The organism is Rhodoplanes sp. (assembly GCF_013377085.1).
Lineage (GTDB): Bacteria > Pseudomonadota > Alphaproteobacteria > Rhizobiales > Xanthobacteraceae > Rhodoplanes.
Genome location: NZ_JACAAX010000015.1, coordinates 87080 through 103495, shown reverse-complemented (window position 1 = coordinate 103495; position 16416 = coordinate 87080). Strand labels below are relative to the sequence as shown.

General features: G+C 68.9%; 14 protein-coding genes and 1 tRNA gene. 5 read left to right on the top strand and 10 right to left on the bottom strand.

Features of this window, described 5'->3' with window-relative positions; all coding sequences use genetic code 11:
- Positions 1-146: 146 nt before the first annotated feature.
- A tRNA-Arg gene (locus HXX10_RS12905) sits at positions 147-223 on the bottom strand.
- Positions 224-410: 187 nt separating this feature from the next.
- Here HXX10_RS12905 and mtnA point away from each other — a divergent pair.
- Positions 411-1517, top strand: coding sequence for an S-methyl-5-thioribose-1-phosphate isomerase (gene mtnA / locus HXX10_RS12900; RefSeq protein WP_296522681.1), 1107 nt, complete (start codon positions 411-413; stop codon positions 1515-1517).
- 3 nt (positions 1518-1520) lie between these two features.
- On the opposite strand, the gene HXX10_RS12895 is transcribed toward mtnA, so the two are convergent.
- Together HXX10_RS12895 and HXX10_RS12890 are read right to left on the bottom strand one after the other, a co-directional pair.
- The gene (locus tag HXX10_RS12895) at positions 1521-2261 is read right to left on the bottom strand and encodes a GntR family transcriptional regulator (RefSeq protein ID WP_296522679.1); all 741 of its coding nucleotides are present in this window, start codon (positions 2259-2261) and stop codon (positions 1521-1523) included.
- 255 nt (positions 2262-2516) lie between these two features.
- Entirely contained in the window at positions 2517-3719 is a 1203-nt protein-coding gene (locus HXX10_RS12890) for a CaiB/BaiF CoA-transferase family protein (RefSeq protein WP_296522677.1), read from the bottom strand.
- 149 nt (positions 3720-3868) lie between these two features.
- Between HXX10_RS12890 and HXX10_RS12885 the strand changes: the two genes are divergently transcribed.
- Both HXX10_RS12885 and HXX10_RS12880 read left to right on the top strand, forming a co-directional pair.
- The gene (locus HXX10_RS12885) at positions 3869-4645 is read left to right on the top strand and encodes an alpha/beta fold hydrolase (protein WP_296522675.1); all 777 of its coding nucleotides are present in this window, start codon (positions 3869-3871) and stop codon (positions 4643-4645) included.
- A 1084-nt stretch (positions 4646-5729) separates the two neighbouring features.
- Positions 5730-8996, top strand: a complete 3267-nt coding sequence (locus HXX10_RS12880; RefSeq protein ID WP_296522673.1) for an autotransporter domain-containing protein — start codon at positions 5730-5732, stop codon at positions 8994-8996.
- Between the two features lie 195 nt (positions 8997-9191).
- Here the strand turns inward: HXX10_RS12880 and HXX10_RS12875 are convergent, their stop codons facing one another.
- On the bottom strand, positions 9192-9980 hold the full coding sequence (locus HXX10_RS12875; protein WP_296522671.1) for an IclR family transcriptional regulator: 789 nt from the start codon (positions 9978-9980) through the stop codon (positions 9192-9194).
- A 606-nt stretch (positions 9981-10586) separates the two neighbouring features.
- On the opposite strand from HXX10_RS12875, the gene HXX10_RS12870 reads away from it, so the two are divergent.
- Positions 10587-11558 (top strand): tripartite tricarboxylate transporter substrate binding protein, encoded by a 972-nt coding sequence (locus HXX10_RS12870; protein ID WP_296522670.1) that lies wholly within the window; start codon positions 10587-10589, stop codon positions 11556-11558.
- Between the two features lie 33 nt (positions 11559-11591).
- On the opposite strand, the gene HXX10_RS12865 is transcribed toward HXX10_RS12870, so the two are convergent.
- The gene (locus HXX10_RS12865) at positions 11592-11774 is read right to left on the bottom strand and encodes a hypothetical protein (RefSeq protein WP_296522668.1); all 183 of its coding nucleotides are present in this window, start codon (positions 11772-11774) and stop codon (positions 11592-11594) included.
- 173 nt (positions 11775-11947) lie between these two features.
- Between HXX10_RS12865 and HXX10_RS12860 the strand changes: the two genes are divergently transcribed.
- Positions 11948-12343 carry a RidA family protein gene (locus HXX10_RS12860; protein ID WP_296522667.1) on the top strand — a complete coding sequence of 132 codons (396 nt, stop codon included), beginning with the start codon at positions 11948-11950 and terminating at the stop codon, positions 12341-12343.
- Positions 12344-12513: 170 nt separating this feature from the next.
- Here the strand turns inward: HXX10_RS12860 and HXX10_RS12855 are convergent, their stop codons facing one another.
- The 5 genes from HXX10_RS12855 to HXX10_RS12835 form a co-directional block, all read right to left on the bottom strand.
- A complete protein-coding gene (locus HXX10_RS12855) occupies positions 12514-13629 on the bottom strand; it encodes a Xaa-Pro peptidase family protein (protein ID WP_296522665.1) in 1116 nt (371 codons plus the stop codon).
- 49 nt (positions 13630-13678) lie between these two features.
- Positions 13679-14080 (bottom strand): carboxymuconolactone decarboxylase family protein, encoded by a 402-nt coding sequence (locus tag HXX10_RS12850; RefSeq protein ID WP_296522663.1) that lies wholly within the window; start codon positions 14078-14080, stop codon positions 13679-13681.
- Between the two features lie 172 nt (positions 14081-14252).
- Entirely contained in the window at positions 14253-14552 is a 300-nt protein-coding gene (locus HXX10_RS12845; protein WP_296522661.1) for a type II toxin-antitoxin system RelE/ParE family toxin, read from the bottom strand.
- Positions 14549-14836: a type II toxin-antitoxin system ParD family antitoxin gene (locus HXX10_RS12840; protein ID WP_296522659.1), complete on the bottom strand. Its 288-nt coding sequence runs from the start codon at positions 14834-14836 to the stop codon at positions 14549-14551. Before HXX10_RS12840 ends, HXX10_RS12845 begins: the two co-directional genes overlap by 4 nt.
- A 161-nt stretch (positions 14837-14997) precedes the next feature.
- Positions 14998-16149, bottom strand: coding sequence for a zinc-binding dehydrogenase (locus HXX10_RS12835; protein WP_296522658.1), 1152 nt, complete (start codon positions 16147-16149; stop codon positions 14998-15000).
- Positions 16150-16416: the final 267 nt, after the last annotated feature.

Genomic DNA, 16416 nt, shown 5'->3' with positions numbered 1-16416 from the left:
CGTATCAGCGGCGTGACGCCCCAAGCGCGCTCCGCGGGTCCGGAAGCATCGCTCGTCCGAAGGCGGACGGCCGGCTCTCGGTGGCTCTACGGCCGCTGTCCCACCACAGACCGCTGGCGGAGCGAAGCATAAGTGATTGGCTTCGCTGGCGCGCCCGACACGATTCGAACGTGTGACCTTTGCCTTCGGAGGGCAACGCTCTATCCAGCTGAGCTACGGGCGCGTTGCGGCCTAGATAGCCGATCGGGGCCGGCCCGGCAACCCGGCCGGGGACGCCCGCCGCGGCGAGCCGCCGGACGCCGCGCGGCCGCCGCCGGCGTCTCGCCGGCCCCGCCCCGCCCCGCCCTTCCCATCGCCGGCCGGCCCCATTATGACCCTGGGGCCCCCTTCCAGCGCCGGGAACGAGACCCATGAAAGTCGACGGCAGGCCCATGCGGACCATCTGGCTCGAGCCCGACGGCTGGGCGGTCGGGATCATCGACCAGACCCGGCTGCCGCACCGGTTCGAGACCATGCGGCTGGAGACCCTCGACCAGGCGGCGCACGCGATCCGCGCCATGCTGGTGCGGGGCGCTCCCTTGATCGGGGTGGCGGCCGCCTACGGCGTCTGTCTCGCGCTGCGCGAGGACGCGTCCGACGCCGCCCTCGACGCCGCCTGCGACACGCTGGCGAAAACCCGGCCGACCGCCATCAATCTGCGCTGGGCGCTGGGCGAGATGACGGCGGCGGTGCGCCATCTTCCGCGCGAGGCCCGGGTCGCGGCCGCCTATGCGCGCGCCGGCGAGATCGCCGAGGAGGACGTGGCCATCAACCAGGCGATCGGCCGCCACGGCGGCGCACTGATCGAGGCGACCGCCCGCCGCAAGGTCGGCGAGCGGGTCGAGATCCTCACCCACTGCAATGCCGGCTGGCTCGCCGCCGTCGACTGGGGCACGGCGCTGGCGCCGATCTACACGGCGCACGAGCGCGGCATCCCGCTGCATGTGTGGGTCGACGAGACGCGGCCGCGCAACCAGGGCGCCTCGCTCACCGCCTGGGAGCTCTCCCGGCACGGCGTGCCCTGCACCCTGATCGCCGACAACACCGGCGGCCACCTGATGCAGCACGGCAAGGTCGACCTGGTGATCGTCGGCACCGACCGGGTGACGGCGCAGGGCGACGTCTGCAACAAGATCGGCACCTATCTGAAGGCGCTGGCGGCGCACGACAACGGCGTGCCGTTCTACGTGGCGCTGCCCTCCCCCACGCTCGACTTCGCCGTCGTGGACGGCGTCGCCGAAATCCCGATCGAGGAGCGCGGGGCCGAGGAGGTGACCGAGATCGCCGGCAAGACCGCGGACGGCCGCATCGAGACGGTGCGGATCGCGCCGGACGGCGTGACGGCCGCGAACTACGGCTTCGACGTCACGCCGGCGCGGCTCGTCACCGGCCTGATCACCGAGCGCGGCGTCGTCGCTCCGAACCGCGCGGCGCTTGCGGCGGCCTTCGCGGAGCGGGCGGGTGCGGGGCGAGCCTGAGGCCTATCGCCGGCCGCGGCGCTGCGGCAGGTTCACCTCGAAGGTGAAGCGGTCGGCGCGGGCGAGCGTGACGCCGATGATGACCGGAGCGCCGGCCTTGGTGGTCATCGTGTAGTCGACCCGCATCATCGGCGACCCGGCGGGCAGGCCGAAGAAGGACGACTGCTCCTCGCCCAGCACCGTGGAGGAGAACTCGCAGCGCAGATTGTCGACCTCGATCTTCCGCTTCTTCAGAAGCGGAAAGATGAACTGGGTCGACAGGTCCTCACGGAGCTGCTTGGCGAGGCGCGGCCGAAACCGCCAGCTATGCAGCGCCACCGGCTCGTCGTTGGCGAAGGTGAGCTTCTGGTGCATGAACAGCTTGGCGCCACGCGGCACCCGCAGGCGCGCCGCGACGTCGTCGTCGGCCGTGATCTCGCTGAAGCCGATCTCCTCGAGCCGCGGCGTGAAGCCGGCGCGGGCGATCTCGTCGCCGATCGAGCGGTCGGGGTCGCCGGCCAGCACCCGATGGATGCGCGGCTTCTCCTTGACGAACACGCCGAGGCCCTGGTGCCCGCGGATCAGCCCCTCGTAGGTGAGCTCGGTCAGGGCACGCCGGATCGTGATGGCGCTGACCTCGAACTCGTCCATCAGCTCGCTGAGGCTCGGCAGGCGCTCACCCGCCGGATAGGTCCCGCGAGCGATCCGGGCGCGCAGCGCGGTAGCCACGTCATGGTAGAGGAAAGAGCGACGAGTATTACGCATTGTGATAAAACTGTCGGACCGCAGGGTGGGAACGACCGTAAGGTCTCTGGTCGCAAGGCGGCCCGGCGAATCGCCGCACCACTTGTGCATAACTGTTCCGTTCTTGCCACGATCAGGGCCGGGCTGTCGATTGCACTTTCGCGGTTTCCCCGGGTTCCTGAATTCTCTGTCGGTGACTTTTTTGTATCCCTGGGCCGGCGGCGAGACGCGTCCGGCCCAATGGTTTTGGTTCGGCGGGCGGCTCTGGGCTGAACCCTAATCGCCGGAGCTGCGGAACAGCGGCCGTCCGGCGGCGCGGCGCGCCTCCACGTCGGCCGTGTCGGCGCCGAGCCGCGGCGACGGCGAGCCGTAGGCCAGCGGCGTGCGCGACAGCATGATCGGCGTGCGCACACCCGGTATGCTGCCGGCGGCCGCCTCGGGAGCCGGGAGGTCGACCCGCATGGCGCGGGCGACCACCTGCGGATCGGCGAACACCTCGGCGACGTCGTGGATCGGCCCGGCCGGCACGCCGACCCGTTCCAGCGCCGACAGGAGCTCGTCGCGCGAGCGCGCCGCGGTCAATCGCGACAGCACCGCCGTGAGCTCGCTGCGCGCCGCCACCCGCCCGGCATTGGAGGCGAAGCGCGGATCGGCGGCGAGCTCGGGCGCCGCCAGCACCTCGCACAGGCGGCGGTACTGGCCGTCATTGCCGACCGCGATGACCAGATGCCCGTCGGCGGCCGGGAACACCTGATAGGGCACGATGTTCGGATGCGCATTGCCCATCCGGGCCGGCGACCGCCCGGAGACCAGGTAGTTGAGCGCCTGGTTGGCCAGCACCCCGACCATCGAGTCGAGCAGCGCCATGTCGATATGCTGGCCGAGGCCACTCGTGGCCCGTTCCGCCAGAGCCGCCTGGATCGCCACCGTCGCATAGAGGCCGGTGAAGATGTCGGCGAAGGCGACGCCGATCTTCATCGGCTCGCCGTCGGGCGCACCGGTGAGGTGCATGATGCCGCCCATCGCCTGGATCAGGTAGTCGTAGCCGGCCCGCGCCGCATACGGCCCGGTCTGGCCGAAGCCGGTGATCGAGCAGTAGATCAGGCGCGGATTGACGGCCTTGAGGCTGTCGTAGTCGAGGCCGTGGCGGGCGAGGCCCCCGAGCTTGAAGTTCTCGATCAGGACGTCGGCCTCGCGGGCGAGCGCGATGATGAGGGCGCGCCCCTCCGCGGTCTCGAAGTCGGCCTCGACCGAGCGCTTGCCGCGATTGGTCGAATGATAATAGGCGGCGTCGCGCGCCCCGCCGTCGCGGTCGGCGACGAAAGGCGGCCCCCAGGTCCTGGTGTCGTCGCCGACCTCCGGCCGCTCGACCTTGATCACCTCGGCGCCGAGGTCGGCGAGGAGCTGCCCGGCCCAGGGCCCGGCGAGAATGCGGGCGAGCTCGAGAACACGAACGCCGGCGAGAGGGGGTTTTGACATGAGGCTGCGAGTGGTGACGGGACGCGGACCGATGTGCTAGTCGACAGGCCAGCAAGGAAGCAGATTTCGTTCCCCGAGGCGAGCCCGATTGCGGGCCGTCCGACCCGGCGGGCTTTGCCGCCCGCGCCCCCAGCTCCATGGTCGCCCGCATGACCGATCTGCCGACCGGCCCCATCGTGTTGCACGCCTCCGGATACGGGACGCCGCTCGTCATGCTGCACGGGCTCGGGGCCGACCACACCTTCTGGGATTTCGCCGCGCCGCTCGCCGACAGCTTTCGGCTGGTGAGCTACGACCTGCCGGGCCACGGCGCGACCCCGGCACCGGCCGAGCCCTACGGCGTCGAGGACCTGTCGCAGCAGCTCGCCGACCTCTTTCGCGCCCAGCATATCGGCCGCGCCCATGTCGCCGGCATCTCGCTCGGCGGCCTGGTCGCCCAGCATTTCGCCGCGCATTTCCCGGCCCTGGTCGACCGGTTGGTGCTGATCGACACGATCCCGCGCTACACGGCCGAGATGCGGGCGATGTTCACGGCGCGCGCCGCCGCCGCACGGTCGCGCGGCGTCGCAGCGCTCGTCGACGACCTGCTGCCGATCTGGTTCTCTGAAGCTGCGCTGCGGGAGGACGGGCCGGCGGTCCGACAGGTGCGCGCCACGCTCGCCCGCAGCAACGACGAGGGCTATGCGCTCGCCTGCGAGGCGCTGGCGTCCGCCGACCTGTTGGCCGAGGCGCCCCGCATCGTCGCGCGGACCCTCGTCGTGTGGGGCAGCGACGATGCGCCGAGCTTCGTCGAAGCCGCCCACTGGCTCGCCGCCACCATCCCGAACGCCAGGCCGGCCGCCATCCCGGGCACCCGCCACGCCTCGGTGCTGGAGCGCCCCGACCTGGCGCTGCCGATCCTGCGCGAGTTTCTGAACGCGGAGTGATCCCGCTCATCAGAAACGCCGACTCGTCATTCGCGGACTCGACCCGGCAATCCATCGATTGAATCAAGCTGATTTCGAAGTTCGATGGATTGCCGAATCAAGCCCACGGCTGTCCGGCTCCGCCTCTCGGTCGTCGTGCTCCGCGAAGGCGGAGCACCCAGTAATCCCAGCGAATCCGTCGGAGCATCATCTTCACGGCGAGTAACGGGTCGTCCGCCGGCGCGGGCGACGGCCAAGACTGTTGCCCGCGGACTCCATGTCGTCCTTTCGGAAAACGACGCGTCGTTCGCAAGGCGCAACGATATTCGCCGTCACTCGTTACGCTGAACAGGACAGCCACGGGTCAACCCCGGCAATGACCATGAAGGTCGATGACCACGAAGATTGGATGAGGTGCAAGCGGAGCAAACCTCGGGACGACGGCGCGAGTCTGGTCCGTTGCGGCCGAGCCTCGTGATCAGATCTGACACTTGATACCCGGGAGCAAAGCGCCGTCCCCAGCCGTCGACCTACGGGATGCACAGATCTCGTTTTGTCGAGACCATCTGGTGGTACGGCAAAAAGAGCGCCTTCCCCACCGTCGTCATCGCCGGGCTTGACCCGGCGATCCATCATCCTGCGAACAAAGCATTTTTGCGAAAATCGATGGATGCGCGGGTCGAGCCCGCGCATGACGCTCTCATGCATGGCAAGCGATGTGTGCATCCCGTAGCAGCCGTCGACGGGTCCGCATCTGACCCGAACCGGACACCACGCTCCCGGCCGACGCAAGTCCATTGCCGATGGCTAGCCCAAATCTCGTCGTCTCCGCCGGCAGCCGCCAAATTCAAGTCTGGCCATGGCGAATGCAGGCGTCGGTCGTCGTGCGCGCAACTGCTGGATGTCACCAATCGGCAACGGGTCCCGAGAATGAGAGTTGAGCGCCCCGGGACCCAGCAATCTACCGTGGAACGAGCGAAATATTTATGGCTGATTGCAAATGAGACGTTTCTGATGATTTCTGCGGCTTGACAGGTACAAAATGCGGTCTTCCGGTCCTTGCGCTGCGATTTTCGATGCGATCGGTCCCGCTCCTTCGAACTGCGTGCGCCGGCATAATGGCCGGCTGCTCCAGAGCACGGCGCTCGTTCCGGTCGTCGCGGCGCGACGCCCGTCGCGATGGCTTGCGGGGGCCATCATCGGCGCCGGCAGCCTGTTTGCCACGCAGGCGATGGCGATCGACGTCGCAAACCAGACCGACTGGAACACTGCGGTGGCCGCTGTGGCTGCGGCCGGTGCGGGCTCGACCGTCAGCATCAATATCACCGCCGGCTTCACCTTGGCGAGCTCGCTGGCGCAGCTTCAGGCGAGCAACGCCAACGTCAGCGTCAACATCACCGGCAACGGCCAGACCATCAACGGTGCCTCGTCGTTTCAAGGCATCCAGGTCAACGGCGCCAACGCGCTGACCGTCACGATTGCGAACCTGGCCATCACCAACACCGCGGCACTTGGCGGCAACGGCCAGAACGGGCAGGCCGGATACTACAGCGCCGGCCTGTCCTACGGTTCGGGCGGCGGCGGCGGCGGCGGTCTGGGTGCAGGCGGCGGCTTGATGGTCGGCAGCGGCGCCAACGTCGTCCTGTCTGCAGTCACATTCACAGGCAGCACCGCCACCGGCGGCACCGGCGGCACCGGCGGCAGCGCGCAGAACACGGCGGCCGATCCGATCAATGGCGGCAATGGCGGCACCGGCGGTGCGGCCAATAACGGCGGCGCCAGCGGCGGCGGCGGGGCCGGCGGCACCGGCGGGCACGCCGGCGGCCAGGGGACGAACGGCACTGCGGGAGGATCCTTTGGCGCCGGCGGCGGCGGCGGTGGTGGCTCTGGAACCAACAGCAGTACGAACTACACGACGAACAACTCCGGCGGCGCCGGCAATGCCAGCGGTGGCAACGGTGGCAACGGCGGCGACGGCGTGACCAATAATAACGGCAGCCAAGGCCCTGGATCGGACGGCGGCGCCGGCGGCGCCGGCGGCAGCGCACAGGGCGGCGCCATCTATGTCGCCACCGGCGGCACCCTGACCATTCTGGATACGCCGATTTCCGGCGCCGCCGTCGTGGGCGGCGCCGGCGGCAGCTCCGGTGTCGGCCAGGGGCCGAGCTCGTTCAACGGGTCAGCCGGCGCGGCGGGCACCGCACAGGGTGCCGGCATATTCCTGAGCGGCGTCACGGCCAATATCGGGGTGTCCGGCGGGACCGTGACTTATGGCAACACGATCGGCGGCACCGGATTGACGACCGGCGGCATCAATACCGCCATCAACAAGACCGGTTCGGGCACGCTGGTGTTGTCGGCGGCCAATACGTTTATCGGCAACGTCAACATCACGGCCGGCACGCTGGCCGTCGCGGGAACCGGCAATCTCGGCAATGCCGCCAACCGCGTCGCGATTTGGGACGGCGCCACATTTGCCGTCACCTCTACGGCGACGTTTGCAAATACCCGGCTGTTCTCGATCGCCGGCTTGTCCACGTTCGCCATCGCGCCGGGCACCACGACCACGATCCAAGGGGTCATCTCGAACGGCGCGTCGGCCGGCAGTCTGGTCAAGGCCGATACCGGCACCCTGTTGCTTTCGGGGACCAACACCTACACCGGCGAGACCATCGTCAACGGCGGTACGTTGCGGGCCGGATCGGCCGGCGCGTTCGGGGCCAGCACCGTATTCGGGGTCGCATCCGGCGCGACGCTGGACCTGAACGGCTTCGACAGGACATTCGGCTCCCTGAGCGGCGCCGGCACCGTGACCGGAGCCAACGCCACCATCAGCGGAACGTTCGCGCCGGGCAACGGCACGCCGGGCTCGTCCATGGCGATCGGCGGCAATCTCACCTTCCAGGCCGGCTCGCAATATCTGGTGCAGGTCAATCCGACCACGGCCTCGTTCGCGACCGTCACCGGCACGGCGACGCTGGGGGGCGCCACCGTGGGTGCGACGTTCGCGCCGGGCGCCTATGTGCAGAGGCACTACACCATCCTCACGGCCGCCGGCGGGATCAGCGGCACCTTCGGCGCGGTGAGCGGCATCAATACGCCGACCAATCTGCATTCGACGCTGAGCTACGACGCCAACAATGCGTATCTCGACCTGATTCTGAATTTCGCCATTCCCGGCGGCCTCAACGCCAACCAACAGAATGTCGGCAACGCGTTGACCAACTTCTTCAACACCACGGGCGGAATTGCCGCTGTCTACGCCAATCTGTCCGCGAACGGCCTGTCGCAAGCCGCCGGCGAGACCGGGACCGGATCGCAACAGACGACGTTCGGCGCCATGACGCAGTTTATGGGCGTGATGACCGATCCCTTCATCGCCGGGCGCGACGGGACGGTGAGCCCGGGGGGCGGCGCGCTCGGATACGCCGACGAGGAGGCGATGGCCTATGCGGCCACTCGCAACGCGAACAATCCGCTGGCGGCGATGTACACCAAGGCGGTTCCCGCAGCCGTGCCGTTGAGCCGCTGGAGCGTCTGGGCCGCCGGCTTCGGCGGCTCGCAGACCACCGACGGCAACGCGGGCGTCGGCTCCAACACCGCCACCTCGCGCATCTACGGAACGGTCGTCGGCCTCGACTACCGCTTCTCGCCGTTTACGATCGCGGGCTTCGCTCTGGCCGGCGGCGGCACCAATTACAGCGTGGCCAACAACGGCAACGGCAGCTCCGATCTGTTCCAGGCGGGCGCGTTCGTCCGTCACACGGTCGGGGCCGCCTATCTGTCCGGGGCGCTGGCTTACGGTTGGCAGGACATCACCACCGATCGGACCGTGACCATCGCCGGCACCGATCGTCTGCGAGCCCGGTTCACCGCCAATGCCTGGTCCGGCCGGGTCGAAAGCGGCTATCGGTTCCTCGCGCCCGTCGCGGGCGGGGTCGGCATCACACCCTATGCCGCCGGCCAGTTCACGACGTTCGACCTGCCGTCCTACACGGAGTCCGTCGTGTCCGGCGCCAACACCTTCGCGCTCGGTTACGGCGCCAAGAGCGTGACCGACAGCCGCAGCGAGCTCGGCGTCCGCACCGACAAATCCTACCTCATGGATGCCGCGATCCTGACCCTGCGCGCGCGTGCGGCCTGGGCCCATGATTTCAATCCCGACCGCGGGATCGGCGCGACCTTCCAGGCTCTGCCCGGCGCGAGCTTCGTCGTCAACGGCGCGGCGCAGGCCTCCGACTCCGCCCTCGTCACCGCCTCCGCCGACGTGAAGTGGCTGAACGGCTGGTCCACCGCGGCCACCTTCGAGGGCGAGTTCTCCAACGTGACGCGCAGCTACGCCGGCAAGGGCGTGGTGCGTTACGCTTGGTGAGCGCGGACGTCCGATTATTTTGGCACATCGCCGGCGTCCCGTCCGGCGCAGACCGGCCGGCGAATGTGAGCGCAGTAGGGTGCAATGAGCGCAGGCGAATTGCACCGCAAAGGTGCGGCCGCGGGCGGCTCGTTCCACGGGCTGCTGTCGTCTCGGTGCGGCGCAATTCGCTTCGCTCATTGCGCCCTACGGGCTTCAGCTCGCCCCGCGAAAACCGATATTCGCCGAGATGCGCCGGCCCGCCTCGACGATGCGGCGGATCTGCTCGGGCGTCGGCCGCGCCGGCACGAACTGAATCAGATCGACGATGGCCACCGTGCCGACGAAGCCGCCGGTGGCGTCGAGAATCGGCGCGGCGAGCGCGTTGACGCCGACCACCGCCTGGCTCGGCGCCGTCGCCCAGCCCTGCTTCTTGACCTGCTTGAGCTCTTCGCGCAGCACCGTCGGGTTGGTGATGGTGTGCGGCGTGTTGGCCGGCAGGGTCTTGCGCAGCAGCTTCTCGCGCGGCGAATCGGGGCCGAAGGCGAGCAGCAGCTTGCCCTGGGCGGTCGCGTGCGCCGGCAGCAGCGAGCCGGGCTTGACGCCGATCTCGAACGGCTGCGTCCCGGCGATGGTGGTCAGCACCCGCAGGCCGGCGAGCTCGACCTCGGAGAGCGTGACGGCATGGCCGAGCCGGTCGCGCAGCTCCTCCATCACGGTGCGGGCGGCGCTCATCAGCTCGAAATTCTCGCTGACCACCCGGCCGAGCGCGATCAGCCGGCCGCCGGTGCGATAGCGCTCGGTCTCGGTCTCCTGGATCACGTAGCCGGCCGACATCAGGGTCTGCAGGTGACGATAGATACGGCTCTTGGTGGTGCCGAACACGCGCGCCAGATCCGTGACCCCGACGGTGGAGCGGCGCTGCGCCAGATGTTCGAGAATCTGCAATGCGAACACCACGGCCTGGACGCCGTCGCCGGGCTGCGATCCTGAAATTCGCGGCATCGGGATGCGCTCTCCTGTTCAACGACGGCCGCAGGCGGAAATGCGCCATGGCCCTTTCACCAGGGATGCCCGGCGGGCTCGGCCGGGCGGCTCGGGATCGTCGACGCCGTGGCGGGTCCGGTCGGGGGCGGGCGAAAGTCCCGGCCGCAGCGGTGCGATGCCGACGATTGCGTGGAGCGCGCCCGTCGACATCGGATCTCCTATGGATCAGGTCGGCGCAAATCACAAGCGCCGGTCGCATCTGATAGACCGCGAAAGCGGCGGACTAATCCGCCGAGAGGGTCTTCCGGCACACCGTCGCGACCGCCCTTCCGATCGGCGGGACGTTGTTCCGCACCGCGATATTCTGTTGCGATAATTGAACGACCATGTGTGCCGGCCCGAACGTCGCGAAGCGTCCGCCAAACCGGCTCGCGGAGGCCGGTGCGCCCCGGATCGGACCGGCCGGCCGACGGGACGGCTCGACAGCGGGGGCTGCTTCGGCTCCAATCGGCACCGTCGCGCACGGCTTGCTCCCGGCAGATGCCGCCGGGCGTGGCGTCAGCCGACGGCCTGCGCCGCGTCACTCCCGAGCGCGCGGCCCGCCGGTCGCATCATGGAGGCTTCATGCGTTTCCGTCTGATCGCCGCCCTCGGGCTCGCCGTCGCCCTCGCCGGCGGCGCCACGCCCGGCTCCGCCCAGGAGTGGCCGAGCCGCGCCGTGACCCTGGTGGTTCCCTTCGCGGCCGGCACCACGTCGGACGTGATCGGCCGCGCGCTGGTCGAGCATCTCGGCCGCACGTTCGGCCAGTCCTTCGTCATCGACAACCGCAGCGGCGCCGGCGGCAATATCGGCGCCGCCATGGTCGCCAAGGCGGCCCCGGACGGCTACACGATTCTGCTCGCGACCACCGGCCAGGCGGCGACCAACAAGCTCATGTACAAGGACATGAGCTACGATCCGCAGAAGGACCTCACCCCGATCGTCCTGATCGGACGCTCGCCCGTGATCGTGGTGGCGCGGCCGCAGCTCCAGGCGAGCACGCTCACCGAGCTGATCGCACTGGCCAAGGCAAACCCCGACAAGATCACGGGCGGCTTCCCGGGCAACGGCACGCTCGGCCACATCACCGGGCTGTTGCTGATGGCCCGCGGCGACATCAAGCTCGGCCAGGCCCAGTATCGCGGCAGCGTGCCGATCATGACCGACCTCCTGGGCGGCCACATCGATGTCGGCATGGATTCGATGGCGGCCTATGTGCCTAACGTGAAGGAGGGCAAGCTCAAGGCGCTCGCCATCGCGAGCAGCAAGCGATGGAGCGGCCTGCCCGACGTGCCGACCGCCGCCGAGTCCGGCCTGCCCGGCTTCGAGGCCGCCGTCTGGTACGCCCTGCTGGCCCCGACCGGGACGCCGCCCGCCGTGGTCGAGAAGCTCAACGCGGCCACCAATGCGTTCCTGGAGACCGACACGGCCAAGCGGATGTTCGATCAGCTCGGCGTGCTGGCGGCCGGCGGCACCCCGCAGGACCTCGCGACCTTCACGGCCGCCGAGGTGGAGAAATGGGGCCCGATCATCAAGGGGGCGAACATATCGTTCTGAGGCAGGCTGCGCCGGCGCCCAGCCGGGCGCGGGTCACTCGAGCCGCTGCTGCGGCTCGTCCTCCGGCCGGGTGACCACGTGACCGCAGCGCTTGCATTCGTAGGACACGAGCGCCGGGTTGGCACCGAGCCGCGGCACACTGCGGGCAAATTGCATTCGCGCGCCGCAGACGACGCAATGGGGCCGGCGCACTGGACTGTCGTCGGAAGGAGTCATGACGGCACACTTTTTGGCGGCGCATATTCGAAATCTATTTTCCACCGGGACACAATTCAGGGCAGTTACCTAGTCCGGCAGCCCGACCGGACGAGTTTCGGCGACGGCCGGGCCGCCCGGGGCGAGACCCGCACAAGAACCCGAGAACGAACCGTCACCAGGGAGAACGTCCAATGGCCAAGATCACCCGCACCTCACCGACGGATCTGCACGCGCCGTTCGCCAACTATTCCCACGTGGTCAGCGTCGAGGGCGCGACCCGGCTGGTGTTCTGCGCCGGCCAGGTCGCCGCCGACCCGTCCGGCCAGGTGCTGCCGCCCGACGACTTCACGGCGCAGAGCAAGCTGGTGATGACCAATCTGGAGAAGGCGCTGAAGGCCGGCGGCGCCACCTTCGCCGACGTCACCAAGGTGACGATCTACGTGTGCAACGCGCACGACGTGGCGAAGGCGCGCACCATCCTGCGCGACTGGTTCGGCCCGAACCCGCCGGCCTCGACCCTGTGCGTGCTGCGCGGCCTCGCCAACCCGAATTTCCTGCTCGAGGTCGAGGCGATCGCCGCGGTGTGAGGCGCAGGCCGATCGATCCGGTCTCGGTCATTCCGGGGCGCGGGCTGAACGCCCGCGAGCCCGGAATCCATACTCACGGACAGGGGTTATGGATTCCGGGCTCGCCGCTTCGCGGCGCCCCGGAATGACGGAGCCGAGGTGTTCATTCAGATCGACTCCGAGACCGCCCGTCACCCGATCACCAGCAACTGGTCGGTGTTCGACCAGTCGGACATAAGCTCGCAGCCGGTCTCGGTGACCAGCACCATGTCCTTGTTCTGCATGCCGAAGCCGAAGCCGGTCTCGTAGATCAGCGGCTCGATGCCGAGCACCATGCCGGCCTCGAGCGCCTGGTCGGCGGTCGGGCCGAGATACGGGTCCTCGTGCAAATGAAGGCCGATGCCGTGGCCGATGAAGGAGATGCGCGGCAGCTTCAGCGCCTCCGTCATGCCGAGATAGCGCTCGTAGACGGCGCGGCTCGAGGCGCCCGGCCGGATCGCCTCCAGCAGCATGTGCTTGCACGCCGTCAGGTTCGCCCAGATGCGCTCGGCTTCGGGCGGCGCTGTTTCAACGGCGGCGGTGCGGCAGACGCCGGCGTGGTAGCCGCCGATCATCGGAAAGATCTCGACCCGGCAGACGTCGCCGCGCTTCAGCACCCGCTCGGTCGGACCGACATTGGGAAACACGCTGCGCTCGCCGGTGGCGACGATCATCAGCTTGAAGTACTCGGCGCCCTGCTCGTAGACGCCGCGGGTCAGCGCCGCGGCCAGATCCATCTCGGTCTTGCCGGCCCCGACGGCGTGATAGGCCTCGGTGATGGCCCGGTCGGCGATGCGCGAGAGCTTTCTCAAGACCTCGATCTCGCCCGGCGTCTTGAGCTGGCGCAGCCGCGCCAGCAGCGCCTGGGCCGGCGCAAAGCTCGCGCCCGGCAGGCGGGCGGCGAGGTCGGCATGGTCGGCGGCCGGCAGATAGTCGAGCTCGAGCCCGATCCGCGCTCCGGCGAGCCCGTGCTTGGTCAGCGCCTCCGCCAGCACCGCCATGGCGTCGAACGAGAACTCCTTCCACACCGCGATCTCGGTGCCGGGCGCCTTGGCCCGGATGGTGCTCGCCTCCATGTCGACCACGACCAGCGAGACGCCGCCGTCCGCCGTGACGATCGCCATCGCGTGCCGCCAACGCATCAAGGGCTGGGTCGGCGACAGGAACCCCGTCACATAGGCGAAGTTCTCGGGGGAGCACGCGCAGATGGCATCGAGGCCGGCCGCCTTCATGGCGGCCACCTGGCGGTCGATCACGTCCTGTCGCATCGAGGATCCTTGGTCGGGCGGGGGGCGGCGGGGAATGCGGAGCGACGCCTCAGGCGGGGGCGGCGCCGTCGAGGAGGCCGAGCTCGCGCAGAATGCTCTCGGCCTCGCCGACCGCATGATTGCCCGCCGGCACCCCGCAATACAATGTCGACTGCAGGATGATCTCCTTGATCTCCTCGACCGTGAGGCCGCCGGCGAGGCCGGCCCGCACATGCAGCTTGAACTCCTCCCAGCGGCCGAGCGCGATCATGGTGGCGAGCACCATGCAGCGCCGCGTCTTCTGGTCGAGCCCCGGCCGGGTCCAGATCTCGCCCCAGACGATGCGGGTGATCATCTCCTGGAACTCGGTGTTGAAGGCATTGCGCTTGGCGAGCGAGCGGTCGACCCAGGCGTCGCCCAGCACGGATCTGCGCGCAGCCATCCCTTTGTCGTAGCGGTCGTCGGCGGTCATGAGATTCTCCCGAACGATGACGTCTGGTGATGGCTGGCTTGTGCCGGCCATCAACGGTCTTGCTTCAGTCTCGGGTACAAGGCGGGAAGGCCCGCAGGCAAGTCTATGCAACCTGTGCAAGCTTGGCTGCAAGCGTGGGCACGACCAGCGAAGCAGTCCTCCGGCACCGCCGTCACTCGTCAGGGAACAGCACGGGCGCGTAGTCGCGGGCGCCATGCAGGATGTGAAGAACTTGAACCTGGTCGGCGTCGATTCGGTAAAAGATCAGATAATTCCCGCAGGTCCGACGCCGCACGCCGCGTTCCTCCCATTCGGGCAGCAGCGGGAATGCCCGCGGCATCGCCCCGAGTTGCCGGCACCGATCGTACAGCTCGCCGACAAACGTCTCGGCACGGGCCGTGTTGTCTTGCCCAATCGCCCGCCCGATCTCGAGAAGATCCGCGAAGGCCGCCTCGGTGACGACGACCTTCATTCGTCGGGCTTCTGATCAGGCAGGCCCAATTCGGCGCGAAGCGTTTTGAACGCCCGTTCGAGTGGCACCGTGCGGCCCGCCTCGGCGTCCGCGATGCCCCGCACCAGCGCCGCATCGATGGCCTGCAGCTTGGCGGCACGATCGCGTTCCTTCATGTAGCGTTCGCGCACCAGCTCGCGGATGTACTCGCTGCTCGATGCGAAGGCGCCACGCCGCACTTCGTCGCGGACGAACTGCTCCAGCTCCGCCGTGAGCGTGAGGGTCATCTGTCCGGCTGGTTTCATGGCACCGCACTCCTGCCTGCATCCTGGCAAAAGTGATATATAGTGTAAAACACTTTGTCGGCCAGTGAGGGCCAAACGACAGCCCACCGGACGACGGCGATCGATTCCGTCGCCGTCGTCCGGTGGGCGGTAAAGACTGCCTTCTTCCCGTTCGCCCCGCCCTACTCCGCCGCCACGCGGCCGGCGGCGACGCCGCGGGCCTTGACCACCACCTTGATGGCGCCGTCGAGCTTGTCCTTGGCGGTGCGGAGCGCGGTGGGAAGATCATCGAGCGCGAAGGTGTGGGTGTGCAGCGGGCTGGGATCGAACTTCTTGTCGCGCAGCAGCGCGCAGGCGCGGTGCACGGCGCGCTTGCCCTCGCCCCTGATGCCGAACAGCGCGATGTTGTCGCGCACCAGCCGGCCGACATCGATGCTGGTCGCCTCGGCCGGAAAAGCCGCGAGGCAGACACGGCCGCCGCGGCTCGCCATGGCGATCGCCTGGTTGATGGCGACCGGGGCGCCGGAGCATTCCACCACGTAGTCCGCCCCCGCCGGGCCGACGATCTCGCGCACGGCCACGACCGCATCCTGCTCGCGCACGTCGATCACGTGGTCGGCGCCGAGAGACTTGGCGATCGCCAGCCGCTGCGGCGACAGGCCGGTGACCACCACGGGCGACGCGCCGAGCGCCTTGCCGACCGCCGCCACGAACAGACCGATCGGCCCCTCGCCGATCACCACCAGGCTCTCGCCGGCGATCAGGCCGCCGATCTCGGTCAGCGCATACATGGCGGTGCCGGCCGTCACCACCAGGGTCCCGAGCTCGTCGGAGATGTCGTCCGAGAGCTTGGCCATGGTGTTGACGTGGTTCACCTGGTACTCGCAGAAGCCGCCGTCGGTGGTGAAGCCGTTGGCCCGATGGCCCTTGGCGCGGTTGCCGTAGTTCAGGCACGCCGTGTAGAGACCCTGTCGGCATCGCTTGCACTGGCCGCAGCCCGCGTGGATCTCCACCGCGACGCGATCGCCGATGGCGAACTCGTCGACGGCGGGGCCGAGCGCCACCACGGTGCCCATGTATTCGTGGCCGGGCGTCCAGTTCTTGTTGAACGGCTTGCCGCCGTCGACGACGGCGGGCCAGCCGTACCAGATGTTGTCGATGTCGCTCGGGCAGATGGCGACGGCGTCGATGCGCAGCAGCACCTCGGCGCGCTGCGGCACCGGCACCGGCTTGGTCGTGGCCCTCAGCTCGCCCGGACCGTCCAGCACCCAGGCCTTCATGGTGTCGGGAATCGGAAACGCCACACTCGTCGTCACGCCGTCCGGGGAAAACATGCGGCTCTCCTGAACCCGCGTTGCGCCAGTTGTTGCCTTAGCGGAAAGTCCGCACCCGCGCGATCCGCGATCCCGCCCGGGCAGGGCTGCACACGGAGCAATGGGTCGCCGACATTCGCGCGTTCGGACGCCCGCCGACCCTGCCCCGAACCCCGGCAAGAGAGGCGGAGCAGGCTGCGGCAAGCGCCGCCGGCAACCGTCCGCCGGGCGAAAGACCGAGAACCATGAAGCCGACGCCCGCTTCGCGGAAACGGCTCCGCGACCCGC